Genomic DNA, 12,415 nt, shown 5'->3' on the forward strand with positions numbered 1-12,415 from the left:
AGATGGGACGCGAACTCCCAGAGGAGGCCCTGCCATGGCGCAGCATGTCGCTCAGCCGACAGCCACCACCCCCGCTCTCCCCGCCAAGCTGCCGATCGGCGCGATCGTCCCCTGGGCGGTCTTCTTCGGCATCCTGATGCTGGTCCTGCTCTACTTCGTCGGCGCCGAACAGGGCGCCACCTCCGTCGTGTCCGGTTCGGACGTCCACGAGTGGGTCCACGACGCCCGTCACCTGCTCGGCTTCCCCTGCCACTGACCCGAGGGAAACCAGCACTCACATGAACTCCGCAACGGTGCGAAACCTTCTCGTGCGGGGCATGCTCGCCGGCCTGGCCGCCGGCGTGCTCGCTCTGGTCGTCGCCTACTTCCTCGGTGAACCGAACGTCGACAAGGCGATCGGTTTCGAGGACGCGCACTCCCACGAGCACGAGATGGAGATCGTCTCCCGCTCCCTGCAGTCCACCGCCGGTCTGGCCACCGGTGTCCTGATCTACGGCGTCGCGTTCGGCGGCATCGCTGCCCTCGCCTTCTGCTTCGCGCTCGGCCGCGTCGGCCGGTTCAGCCCGCGGGCGACCGCGCTGCTGCTGTCCGGCTGCGCCCTGCTGGCCGTCTACGTCGTCCCGTTCCTGAAGTACCCGGCCAATCCGCCGGCGGTCGGCAACCCCGACACCATCGGCAAGCGGACCACCCTGTACTTCCTGATGATGGTGCTCAGCGTGCTCCTCGCGGTCGCCGCGACCATCCTGGGCAAGCGGCTCGCGCCCAGTCTGGGCACCTGGTACGCCACCGTCGTCGCGCTGGCCGCGTTCGCCCTGGTGATCGGGCTGGCGTACGCGTTCCTGCCGGTCATCAACGAGGTGCCCGCGGACTTCCCGGCCACCGTGCTGTGGCGCTTCCGCCTCTCCGCGCTGGCCATCCAGATCACCCTGTGGGGCGGATTCGGTCTGGCGTTCGGCGAGTTGGCCGAACGGGTGCTCAACCCGAAGCCGGCCAGGGTGCCGGCGGGTACGGCGGTGGCCGCACCGCGGTGACATGAGCCGGAGGACGGGACGGTCCCAGCCGCGCCGCATCACCCTCGACGTCAGATCGGCGGCCAGAGCGCACGCGTCCGGGTGCTCGGTCAGCAGGTGAAGCGGACCGAGCAACTCCTCAGAGAACTCGAGACGTTGGTCGCGGCCCCGGCCGAGGGCTGCGAAGCCCCGGCCGGACCGCACAGGGACGCGGCGTCATGAACCGCCGCCCGACGGGACTTCGGCCGCCCCGGCCGTGTCCAGCGGGTGTCCCACCCGCACGTTCCAACGGCCGGCCCGACCACTGATCGAGGTGGCGGTCAGCGGCAGCACGTCCAGTCGCCAGAAGGCCGCCGCGGGTGCGCCCAACGCGTGCACCACCGCGGCCCGTACGACATCCGGATCGACCACGGCGAGCGTACGGCCGTCCGCGTCGAGGGACGCCTCCAGCCACCGCGCCACCCGCGCGCACAACTCCTCGACGGACTCCCCGCCATGCGGAGCGGACGCGGGATCGGCGAGCCAGCGGGCCACCGCCTCGGGCTCACCGGCGTCGACCTCGGCGAGGGTGAGCCCCCGCCAGCGCCCCACGTCCAGCCCCGCCAACTCCGGTGCCACCTCAGCCCCGTCGAGACCGAGCGCGGTCGCCGTCTCCCGACCGCGCACACTGGGACCCACGACGACACGCGCGGCCGAGGGCAGGGCTCCGGCCGCGGCACGGGCCCCCGCCTCCCCGCCGGCCTCGATCGAGCCCCCGTCGTCGAAGCGCGCCTGGCGCAACGAGGCACTCATCGCGGGCGAGATGAAGGTGACACGACTGGTCACGGGGCGGCTCCTCCTGATGCGGTCATGGTGTGGGGCTCAAGGTGTAGGGGTCTCCATTGGACACGGCACGTACGTGCGTCGGCCGGGGAGGGGGTATCCAGCGTTCCTCCCCGGCCGACCGGTCCCGCTGTCAGGCCCCGGGCAGTTCCTCACGGACCGTACGGGCGGCGGCGACCAGGTTCTCCAGCGAGGCACGCGTCTCCGGCCAACCGCGGGTCTTCAGGCCGCAGTCGGGATTGACCCAGAGCCGCTCGGCGGGAATGGCCTTGAGCCCGGTGCGCAGCAGATCGGCCGCTTCCTCCGTGCTCGGTACCCGCGGTGAGTGGATGTCGTACACGCCCGGTCCCGCCTCGCGCGGATAGCCGTGGGCGGCGAGTTCACGCGCGACCTGCCTGTGGGAGCGGGCGGCTTCCAGGCTGATGACGTCCGCGTCGAGGTCGTCGATGGCCTGGACGATGTCCCCGAACTCGGCGTAGCACATGTGGGTGTGGATCTGCGTGTCCGGTCGCACTCCGCCCGTGCTGAGCCGGAAGGCCTCCGTGGCCCACGCCAGGTAGGCAGGACGGTCGGCCGTGCGCAGCGGGAGTGTCTCGCGCAGGGCGGGCTCGTCGACCTGGATGACCGAAGTCCCGGCCGCCTCAAGGTCGTTGACCTCCTCGCGCAGGGCGAGGGCGACCTGGCGGGCGGTGTCGCCGAGCGGCTGGTCGTCACGGACGAAGGACCAGGCGAGCATGGTGACCGGGCCGGTGAGCATGCCCTTGACCGGGCGCGAGGTGAGGGACTGGGCGTACGTCGTCCAGCGCACCGTCATCGGCTCGGGGCGGGAGATGTCGCCGGCCAGGATCGGCGGACGGACGTGACGGGTGCCGTAGGACTGCACCCAGCCGTGCTGCGTGGCCAGGTACCCCGTGAGCTGCTCGGCGAAGTACTGGACCATGTCGTTGCGTTCGGCCTCGCCGTGCACGAGGACGTCCAGACCGGTCTTCTCCTGGAAGGAGATCACTTCCTGGATCTCGGCTTTGATGCGCTCCTCGTACCCGGCCGTGTCGATCCGGCCCGCCCGCAGGTCCGCGCGGGCGGTGCGCAGTTCACCGGTCTGCGGGAAGGAACCGATCGTGGTGGTCGGCAGCAGCGGCAGACCGAGGTGGGCGCGCTGGGCCGTGGCGCGTTCGGTGTACGCCTGGGAGCGGCGGGCGTCGGTCTCCGTGACGGCGGCGGCTCGGGCCCGTACCGCCGGGTCGTTCGTGATCGGCGAGCCCGTGCGGGAGGCCAGGTTCGCGCGGTTGGCGGCGAGTTCGGCGGCGATCGTGTCGGTGCCCTGGGCGAGGCCCTTGGCGAGGGTGACGATCTCGGCCGTCTTCTGCTTCGCGAACGCGAGCCAGCGCAGGATCTGCGGCTCGATGTCCCGCTCCCGGGCGGAGTCGAGCGGCACGTGCAGCAGCGAGCAGGAGGCCGACACGTCGACCCGGTCGGCGAGACCGAGCAGGGTGCCGAGGGTGGCGAGGGACGCCGACAGGTCGTTGACCCAGATGTTGCGGCCGTTGACCACACCGGCGACCAGACGCTTGCCGGGCAGTCCGCCCACGGCCGCCAGCGCGTCCAGGTTGGCCGCGGCGGCCTCGGCGAAGTCCAGGGCGAGCCCCTCGACCGGCGCCTTGGCCAGCACCGGCAGCGCGTCGCCGAGCCGGTCGAAGTACGAGGCGACCAGGAGCTTCGGCCGGTCGATGAGGCCGCCGAGGTCACGATAGGTGCGCGTTGCGGCGTTCAGCTCGGCCGGAGTGCGGTCCTGGACCAGGACGGGCTCGTCCAGCTGCACCCATTCGGCGCCCGCCGCGCGCAGGTCGGCGAGGACCTCGGCGTACACCGGCAGCAGTCGGTCGAGAAGGGTGAGCGGGTCGAAGTCCGCCGGCACACCCGGGGCGGGCTTGGCCAGCAGGAGGTAGGTGACCGGCCCGACCAGCACCGGGCGGGCGCTCAGCCCGAGGGCGAGGGCCTCCTTCACCTCCGCGACCTGCTTGGTCGAGTCGGCCGTGAAGACGGTGTCGGGCCCCAACTCGGGAACGAGGTAGTGGTAGTTGGTGTCGAACCACTTCGTCATCTCCAGCGGCGCCACGTCCTGGGTGCCGCGCGCCATGGCGAAGTAGCCGTCCAGGGCGTCCGCCTCGACGGCGCCGCGGTGACGGGCGGGGATCGCGCCGACCATGACGGTGGTGTCGAGGACGTGGTCGTAGTACGAGAAGTCGCCGGTCGGCACCTCGTCGACGCCGGCCTCCGCCAGCTCCTGCCAGTTGGTGCGACGCAGTTCGGCGGCCGTGGAGCGCAGGGCGTCGGCGGTGACGCGGCCCTTCCAGTAGCCCTCGATCGCCTTCTTCAGTTCCCGGTTCGGGCCCTGGCGGGGGTAGCCGTACACGGTGGCCCGCGCTGCCGCGGCTGCGGTCATGGTGGTCACGGAGATCTCCTTCGCGAGATGGATCCCTGAGATCCCGGCGACGTGACGCGAGCGCGAAGGGTGACGAACCGGACGGTCACGACCTCGCGCGGCAGGTGGTACCGCGCGGTCGTCCGCCTGGTATGTACGCCGACCCGCCCACGAGGTCACCGGGATGTCCGCGCACGAATCGGCCGTACGCGGGCAGTTGGCAGGTCTTCGGACTCGCGGGCACGTCCTCCGGTCTCCCGGCGGACTCCTACTGGCCGTCGCTTCCCAAGCCCTGCGTGGGCCCAGTGCGTATGACGGCGGTCGTTCCCGCTCACCGCTGCGGGGCAGTCCCGGATTCCCACCGGGTTCCCTCTTGCGACGCATCCCGCCTGGCGGACGGGGCGAACCAGCTGCACCGGCCAGCCTACGGGGTGCCGCGTCGGAGGGAGCCGCCACGTCCACCATCCGGATGGTGAGTTGGACCGCCCGAGACCGGATCAGCCCTGGTCGTAGCCGTGGAACCCGTGCCGGCCGGACTTCCGCCCGAGCAGACCCGCCTCGACCATCCGCTGGAGGCGAACCCGGCAAGACCTTCGCCATCGGCCTCGGTTGCGAGATCCGCCACGCCCACCGGCTCTGCGAACGCCTCGACTGCCCCCAGCGCGCGGTACCTGCTCTGGGCCGACCCTTGCGGATCGACCCCAACAGCAGTGCGTTCGTGCCGTATCCGGTGGCAGACCCCGCCGGTTGAACCCCTCCGTGCGGGAGAGGGCGGAGCTATCAGCTTGTGAGGACGACGAGTTGCTGGGTCGCGCGGGTCATCGCGACATAGTGGTCGACCGCTCCTTCGATGCCCTCGCCGAACTTCTCGGGGTCGACCAGGACGACCAGATCGAACTCAAGGCCCTTCGACAGCTCCGGAGTCAGCGAGCGGACGCGGGACGTCGCCCGGAACGTGGGATCGCCGATGACGCACGCGATCCCGTCGTCGTGTGCGTCGAGCCAGGTGTCCAGGACCGAGGTCAGATCCGAGGCGGGTCCGTGGACGACGGGGATGCCGCTGCTGCGGATGGAGGTCGGCACGTTGGCGTCCGGGAGCGCGGCCCGGATGACCGGCTCGGCCTCCGCCATGACCTCTTCCGGCGTCCGGTAGTTGATGCTCAGGGAGGCCACGTCGATCCGGTTGAGCCCGATCCGTTCGAGCCGTTCCTGCCAGGACTCCGTGAACCCGTGCCTGGCCTGTGCGCGGTCCCCGACGATGGTGAAGCTGCGGGACGGACACCGCAGCAGCAGCATCTGCCACTCCGCGTCGGTCAGTTCCTGCGCCTCGTCCACGACGACGTGCGCGAACGGGCCGGCCAGCAAGTCCGGGTCGACGGTGGTCAGTTCGGCCTCGTCGACCAGGCTGACCTGGGCGTCCTCGCCGCGCAGCATCTTCACCAGACCGATGCCCTCGTCACCGTCGTCGCCCGAGGTGGCCACGGCCTCGATCAGGTTGTCGACGACCTGGGTCATGCGTTCGCGCTGGGCGGCCAGGACGGCCTTGTGCCGACGCTCTCGCCGCGCCGACTCCGGGTCGCCGAGCCGCTGTCGCGCCGCGTCCAGGAACGGCAGGTCGGACACCGTCCAGGCCTGCGCCTCCGCCCGCTGCAGCTTCTGGACGTCGTCGCGGTCGAGCCAGGGAGCGCACATCCGCAGATAGGCGGGGACCGTCCACAGGTCGCCGACCAGATCGGTCGCTTCGAGCAGCGGCCACGCCCGGTTGAAGGCCGTGAGCAGCACCCTGTTCTGCAGCAGCGACTTGCGCAGCAGGGCGGTCGGGGCGTCGCCCTCGTGCTTGTCCATCAGGATCGTGAGCAGCTCCTCCCAGACCTGCTCGCGGGCCTCGTTGTGCGGAGTTCCGGGTTCCGCCGCATCGAACGCCACGGCCCAGTCATCGGCGCTCAGCGGGATGTCGGACCAGTGGGTGGTGACCGTCATCCCCTTGGCGGGCGGGTCCTCGTAGAACCTGACGGCCTTCTCGATCGCCTTCACCAGGTCCGCGGACGACTTGAGGGCGGCCACGTCAGGGTCGCTCTCGACCGCCGCCGCCGCTCCCTCGGCGACGAGGTCCCGCAGGATGCAGGTCTGCACGCCCTCCTCGCCGAGGCTGGGGAGGACGTCGGAGACGTATTCCAGGTAGGGCCGGTGCGGGCCGACGAAGAGCACCCCGCCCCGGCGGTGACCGAGCCGGGGGTCGGAGTAGAGGAGGTAGGCGGAGCGGTGCAGGGCGACCACGGTCTTGCCCGTACCCGGACCGCCGTCGACGACGAGCGTGCCGCGGGATCCCGCGCGGATGATGGCGTCCTGGTCGGCCTGGATGGTGCCGAGCACGTCCCGCATCCGCGACGACCGGTTGCTCCCGAGGCTCGCGATGAACGCGGACTGGTCGTCGAGCGCGGCGTGCCCCGCGAACCCGTCCGAGGTGAACACCTCGTCCCAGTAGTCGCTGATCCGGCCGTCGGTCCAGCGATACCTGCGGCGGCTCGCCAGTCCCATCGGATTGGCGTGGGTGGCGCCGAAGAACGGCTCGGCGGCGGGGGAGCGCCAGTCGAGCAGCAGCCGCCGGCCCGTGCTGTCCGTGAGGCCGAGGCGTCCGACGTACACGGGCTCGGAGCCGTCCGCGACGACCATGTGCCCGAGACACAGGTCCAGGCCGAAGCGGCGCAGGGTGCGCAGGCGGGCGGTCAGCCGGTGGACCTCGGTGTCCCGGTCCATCGCCTCCCGGCCCAGGCCGCCGGGCGCCTTGCGCGCGGCGTCGAGGCGCTCGGTCAGCTCGGCGATCGACTCCTTGAGGCACTCCGCGATGGCCGCGAAGTGCTGCTCGTCACCGGAGATCAGGGCCGGGTCGGCTTTGGCGGAGAGGCGGTCGGGAAGGTCGAACGCACTGGTGGTGAGGGGGTTCACGTCGTTGGCTCCGAGGCTCCGAAGATGAGATGTGGCTGGGCGTCGGCTCGACGGTCCCATGGGGTTGGCGCCGATGTGGTTCACGCGGACACGGGCGGTTTCTCCCGGCCGACCGCCTCGAACAGCAGCTTCGCTGCCACCGTGGTCCCGTCGGTGCGGATCGTGGTGGCCACGTCGGTCGCCCGCGTACGGGTCCCAGGATCCAGGGCCGTCCTGAGGGCGGCCGACAGCGACTCGTACGTCGGTGTCGGACCCTCGTGCGCCGCGCCGATCCCCAGGTCGGCGACCCGGCGGCCCCAGTACGGCTGGTCCACGATCTGGGGAACGACCACCTGCGGCGCACCGGCCCGCGCCGCGGTCGTCGTCGTACCCGCACCGCCGTGATGCACGGCCGCGGCCACCCGACCGAACAGCGCCTGCTGGTTGACCTCGCCGACGGCGAAGCAGTCGTCCCGGTCGTCGACGAGCCCCAGATCGGCCCAGCCCTGAGCGACGACGGCACGGCGGCCCTGCGCGCGCACCGCCTCGACGGCCACCCGGGCGACGTCCTTCGCCTCGCGCATGGGCATGCTGCCGAAGCCCACGTAGACCGGTGCTTCGCCGGCATCCAGGAACGCCGTCAACTCGGTCGGCAGCGGGCGTTCGTCCGGGAGGATCCACGCGCCGGTCTGGACGACATCGAGGTCCGCGCACTCCTGCCACGGGCTCAGCACCGGGTCCGACGCCAGCCACGGCCGGTCGGTGAAGACATGGCCGCGGACGTCGTCCACCGGAGCCTGCCCGATCGCCGTCCGGTGCGCGTTGATCCCTGGACCGTAGAGCGCGTCGAAGGCGCGGGCGTTCACCTCCCACAGGGCCCGGTTGTCGGTCACATCCGGTGGCAGCGGCCACATCGGCAGCGGGAGCGGCGCGTGGTGCGGCGACGGCAGCATGGTCGGGAGGTAGCTCACGTACGCGAAGTGGATGCCCAGCCGCTCGGCCACCGACCGCGCGCCGGCCACGGCCGGGACCAGGCCGGTCGCCACCACCGCGTCACACCCCTCGGCCGCCGCCGCGACCGCCTCGTACTGCGCGGCGACCAGGGCGGCCGCCCGCTGGGGCAGACCCTCCGGCGCCAGTGGCGCCGACCCGGTCACCAGCGCGCGCACCGGCTCGGCGGCCGGCACCAGCTCCACGCCGACACCGGCCAGCAGCTTCGCGAACTCCTCGTCCGCCGGCGCGCACACCCGCACCTCCGCGCCGAGCTCCCGCAACCGCACGGCGAACGCCGCCATCGGCTGGACATCACCGCGCGACCCATACGTCGACAACAGCACACGCACTTAGCGACTCCCGTTTTCCGCCCGTTGTGGCCTAGGCCGGAGATTGTGCGGCACGACAGGGGCCTTGCCGCAAGGCCCCCGGTGCGCTATAGGTTGTTAGTGGCAGGGAGCGCTGGGACCTCCCTGCCTTTGTCTTGCGCCGCCTCCGCGCGCCCTGCCCGCCTCCGGTTCCGCATGCTCCCGCCTCCGCTGCGACCGCCGTCGGCCCTGCGCGTACGGTGTCCAGAAGATCGTCCGTGACCTGCGGGCCCACCGGCTTCTGGAAGGAACCAAGGAGACCATGCGCGAATCCGTGCTGCTGACCACCGTCGGCCGGGCCGCCCACATCACACTCAACCGCCCGAAGGCCATCAACGCCCTCGATCACGCGATGGTCCGCCGCATCGACGAGGCACTGACGGCTTGGGAGTTCGACCCCGCGGTGGAGACCGTGGTCATCACGGGTGCGGGCGAGCGGGGACTGTGCGCGGGCGGTGACATCCGGGTCGTCCACGACGACGCCCGTGACGGCGACGGTACCGCGTCGGCCGCCTTCTGGCGGGACGAGTACCACCTGAACGCCCGTATCGCGCGCTACCCCAAGCCGTACGTCGCCGTCATGGACGGGATCGTGATGGGCGGCGGGGTCGGCATCTCGGCGCACGGGAGTGTCCGCGTGGTCACTGAACGCTCGCGGGTGGCCATGCCGGAGACGGGCATCGGGTTCGTGCCGGATGTGGGCGGCACGTACCTCCTCGCCCGTGTCCCGGGAGAACTGGGCACCCACCTTGCCTTGACGGGCGCGCAGATCGGGGCCGGGGACGCCCTGCTGTGCGGCCTCGCCGATCACTACGTCCCCTCTGATTCGCTCGCGCGCTTCGTCGAGGATCTGGCCGAGCTGCCTGTCCGGGAAGCGTTGGATCGTCACGTACTGCCTTCGCCGGAGGGGGAGTTGGCGGGTCGGCGGGAGTGGATCGACTCCTGCTACGCCGCCGAGACGGTGGAGGAGATCGTGGACCGGCTGCTTGCGCAGGGTGACCCGGCCGCGAAGGAGGCGGCGGAGACGCTGCTCACCAAGTCGCCCACCGCGCTCAAGGTCACCCTCGCCGCCATGCGCCGAGCACGGCAACTCGGCACGCTGGAGCGGGTGTTGGACCAGGAGTACCGCGTCTCCTGTGCCGCCCTCACCGCACCCGATCTGGTGGAGGGCATCCGCGCCCAGGTCATCGACAAGGACCGCAACCCGCGTTGGTCACCGGCCACCCTCGCCGAGGTGAGCGACGCCGACGTGGAGCGCTTCTTCGAGCCACTCGGCGAGCGGGAACTCGGGCTCGCCGCGCCGCGTACGTGACCCGACCTGGGGGGCATGGATGTGGCGGACCGACTGGGACATCGGGATCGGGAGGCGACCGGCTCCTCGACGCCTGGGCCGTCCGCGTCCGGAGGGTCGTCCGTGTCCGGCGATTCGGTGGCGTCCTCATCGGGACGCGGGGCGGGTGCCGGGCCAACGGAGGTGTCGTCGAGTCCTTCCTCGACCGCGCCGGCGACTCCGCAACCCGAGGCGTACTCCCAACAGAGGCTGGACGAGCAGAACTCGCTGAGTCTCAAGGAGCCGGTCGAGCAGGAGAACCGCAAGGGGGACATCCGCTTCGTCTGCAAGGCGATCGGCTGCGCGCTGGAGAGCGACACCAGCGTGATCGTCCAGTTGCTCGGCAAGCCGGGAGGCAGCCTCGATTCCTGCCGTCTCCTCCTTTCCGGAGCCAAGGTCCACAGCTTCTCGCTGAGCGCGGCGGCTGCCGGCAGCGAGTTCTGTGTCAAGGACTCCTCCGGAGACATCGCGCTGCTCACGGTCCAAATCAAGTCGACCGCGCTGTGGGACACACCCGGGGTCAGCTTCTTGATGGCGGACATGACGGTGTGGCGGAAGGTCTAGGACGGCCGGGCCGCGGCCACCACTCCACAGCATCTACCAGCGAACAACCGCGACAGGGCACATCGCGTCGCGCAACAGCGCCCGGGTGACGTCCCCCCACTCGGCCCCGACCCTCGCTCCCACCACGACCAGCGCCGCGTTCGCGGAGTGGTGGAGCAGGGCCTCGGCCGGCGGGAACAGGACGACGTCCTCAAGTACCGGTACTTCTGGGTACTTGCTCCGCCAGGGGCGTAACGCGTCGGCCAGGAGCTGGACTTCGTGGTCCTCCCACGTGGCCCGGTCCTGCTCCGGGACGGCGAACGGGAACTCGGCCGCCCGAGGCGGAAGTTCCCAGGCGTGGACGACATGCAGGCGCGTCCCGCGAAGCCGCGCGCTGTCGAAGGCGAAGTCGATCGCCGCGCTCGCCGGGTCATGGGCGTCGACCCCGAGGACGACGCCGCTGGGACGGCTGAAGCTCTGCCCGTCCTCCGCCGGCACGAGCACCACCGGAGTGATCGAGGTGCGGACGCTCGCCGGAAGGGGTGGTTGTGAGGCTGCCCGGTGCATGCCGAGCACGACCAACTTGGCCTCGGCCGGGTCCGGTTGGGGATCGTGCAGGACACACAGGGGCAGTCCGCGCAACAGTGCCTCACGACTGGCCCATTCGACCGCGTCCCGGCTGCCCGTCGATCGGTCGGTACGCGCGACGATCACTTGCTCCATGGCCGTTCGCCTCTCTGGCACAGAGGGGAGATTGCCCCTGTGTCCCAGCCTGCCGCGCGGTCGCGGCCATGGACAGAGGGCGAACAGCGGGTCATGAGTTCGGCCCTGCCCGCGCTGCCGCCGAGGACGCGTTTCGCCAGGGCATCTCCCTGAGACTCCTCACTTCGAGACGGCCGCCCCCCGATACGGTCGCGCCCCGGGCCCCGGCCGTGCGGTCACGTCCCTCGGCGTGAGCGCGACGTGCTCGTCGGCGCACTCGACGACGACCCGTACCGGCGCCCCGCAGTCGGTGTGCCGCATGTCCAGGACGGGACCCTCGGGGTCCGGGTCGTAGGTGTCGCCCCACTGGCGCAGGGCGACCAGGACGGGCCAGAGGTCCCAGCCCTTGCGGGTCAGCCGGTACTCGTTGCGGGCGCGGTGGCCCGGCTCCTGGTAGGGGACGGTCCTGAGGATCCCGGCCGCGGTGAGCTTGCGCAGCCGGTCGCTGAGGACCGCTTCCGACAGCCCCATGTGCCGGCGGAACTCCTCGAACCGGTGCACGCCGATCGCCGCGTCCCGAAGGACGAGCAGCGTCCATTTCTCGCCGACCAGATCGAGCGTGCGCTGGACGGGACAGTTCTCGGTGCTGACGTCGAGCCACTCCATTCCGTCATCGTAGAGGCCTGGCTTCGTCATTGACAGTCAGGCGACGATCCAGCTAGCTTCGAACGACGAAGTCAGCTGGGAGGCGGCACGGCATGGGACGTACACGTACGTACGAGTGGGAGGACCCCGCGGTCACGGCGGCGGCGGTCGGGCACGACTCCGGCCTGGACTTTCTGCGTGCGGTGCAGGGCGGCCGGCTGCCGTCGCCGCCCGTCTCGGCCACGCTGGACTTCACGCTCGACGAGGTGGCCGAGGGGCGGGCCGTTTTCTCCCTGCTGCCGGGGGAGGAGCACTACAACCCCATCGGCAGCGTGCACGGCGGTGTCTACGCCACCCTCCTCGACTCCGCCGCGGGCTGCGCCGTCCAGTCCACGCTCCCCGCTGGCATGGGGTACACCTCGCTGGACCTGACCGTGAAGTTCCTGCGGCGGATCACCGTGGACACGGGCCGGGTGCGCGCCGTCGGCACGGTCGTCAACCGTGGCCGCCAGACCGCACTGGCCGAGGCGACGCTGCTCGACGCCAAGGACCGCCTGCTGGCTCATTAGAGGACCATCCTTTCTGCAGCCCTCACGAGTAGGGTTGTGACCTCTCGGTCCCGGTGGGTGCATGGCCAGTAGTGCGAGCCGTTCGT

General features: G+C 71.2%; 12 protein-coding genes and 1 riboswitch. Of the genes, 6 read left to right on the forward strand and 6 right to left on the reverse strand.

The window, feature by feature from the left end:
- The first annotated feature begins 34 nt into the window (after positions 1–34).
- Both M2283_RS40585 and M2283_RS40590 read left to right on the forward strand, forming a co-directional pair.
- Positions 35–256, forward strand: a complete 222-nt coding sequence (locus M2283_RS40585) for a CbtB domain-containing protein (RefSeq protein ID WP_016432160.1) — start codon at positions 35–37, stop codon at positions 254–256.
- A 22-nt stretch (positions 257–278) separates the two neighbouring features.
- Positions 279–1,031: a CbtA family protein gene (locus M2283_RS40590; protein WP_280881565.1), complete on the forward strand. Its 753-nt coding sequence runs from the start codon at positions 279–281 to the stop codon at positions 1,029–1,031.
- A gap of 195 nt (positions 1,032–1,226) precedes the next feature.
- Here M2283_RS40590 and M2283_RS40595 read toward each other — a convergent pair whose 3' ends face one another.
- Together M2283_RS40595 and metE are read right to left on the reverse strand one after the other, a co-directional pair.
- Positions 1,227–1,835: a histidine phosphatase family protein gene (locus M2283_RS40595; RefSeq protein ID WP_280881566.1), complete on the reverse strand. Its 609-nt coding sequence runs from the start codon at positions 1,833–1,835 to the stop codon at positions 1,227–1,229.
- A gap of 130 nt (positions 1,836–1,965) precedes the next feature.
- Entirely contained in the window at positions 1,966–4,284 is a 2,319-nt protein-coding gene (metE, locus tag M2283_RS40600; protein ID WP_280881567.1) for a 5-methyltetrahydropteroyltriglutamate--homocysteine S-methyltransferase, read from the reverse strand.
- A 172-nt stretch (positions 4,285–4,456) separates the two neighbouring features.
- Positions 4,457–4,680, reverse strand: a riboswitch (cobalamin riboswitch).
- 190 nt (positions 4,681–4,870) lie between these two features.
- Between metE and M2283_RS40605 the strand changes: the two genes are divergently transcribed.
- Positions 4,871–5,005, forward strand: coding sequence for a short-chain fatty acyl-CoA regulator family protein (locus M2283_RS40605; protein ID WP_432423195.1), 135 nt, complete (start codon positions 4,871–4,873; stop codon positions 5,003–5,005).
- A gap of 29 nt (positions 5,006–5,034) precedes the next feature.
- On the opposite strand, the gene helR is transcribed toward M2283_RS40605, so the two are convergent.
- On the reverse strand, positions 5,035–7,200 hold the full coding sequence (gene helR / locus M2283_RS40610; RefSeq protein ID WP_280881568.1) for an RNA polymerase recycling motor ATPase HelR: 2,166 nt from the start codon (positions 7,198–7,200) through the stop codon (positions 5,035–5,037).
- 80 nt (positions 7,201–7,280) lie between these two features.
- Positions 7,281–8,522: a glycosyltransferase gene (locus tag M2283_RS40615; protein ID WP_280881569.1), complete on the reverse strand. Its 1,242-nt coding sequence runs from the start codon at positions 8,520–8,522 to the stop codon at positions 7,281–7,283.
- 280 nt (positions 8,523–8,802) lie between these two features.
- On the opposite strand from M2283_RS40615, the gene M2283_RS40620 reads away from it, so the two are divergent.
- Positions 8,803–9,852 carry an enoyl-CoA hydratase/isomerase family protein gene (locus M2283_RS40620; protein ID WP_280881570.1) on the forward strand — a complete coding sequence of 350 codons (1,050 nt, stop codon included), beginning with the start codon at positions 8,803–8,805 and terminating at the stop codon, positions 9,850–9,852.
- A gap of 162 nt (positions 9,853–10,014) precedes the next feature.
- On the forward strand, positions 10,015–10,434 hold the full coding sequence (locus M2283_RS40625) for a hypothetical protein (protein ID WP_280881571.1): 420 nt from the start codon (positions 10,015–10,017) through the stop codon (positions 10,432–10,434).
- 33 nt (positions 10,435–10,467) lie between these two features.
- Here the strand turns inward: M2283_RS40625 and M2283_RS40630 are convergent, their stop codons facing one another.
- On the reverse strand, positions 10,468–11,136 hold the full coding sequence (locus M2283_RS40630; protein WP_280881572.1) for a universal stress protein: 669 nt from the start codon (positions 11,134–11,136) through the stop codon (positions 10,468–10,470).
- Between the two features lie 159 nt (positions 11,137–11,295).
- The gene (locus tag M2283_RS40635; RefSeq protein ID WP_280881573.1) at positions 11,296–11,781 is read right to left on the reverse strand and encodes a winged helix-turn-helix transcriptional regulator; all 486 of its coding nucleotides are present in this window, start codon (positions 11,779–11,781) and stop codon (positions 11,296–11,298) included.
- 92 nt (positions 11,782–11,873) lie between these two features.
- On the opposite strand from M2283_RS40635, the gene M2283_RS40640 reads away from it, so the two are divergent.
- Complete coding sequence (locus M2283_RS40640) at positions 11,874–12,329, forward strand: PaaI family thioesterase (RefSeq protein ID WP_280881574.1); 456 nt, start codon at positions 11,874–11,876, stop codon at positions 12,327–12,329.
- Positions 12,330–12,415: the final 86 nt, after the last annotated feature.

The sequence above is a fragment of the Streptomyces pseudovenezuelae genome, from assembly GCF_029892565.1.
Taxonomy (GTDB): Bacteria; Actinomycetota; Actinomycetes; order Streptomycetales; family Streptomycetaceae; genus Streptomyces; species Streptomyces pseudovenezuelae_A.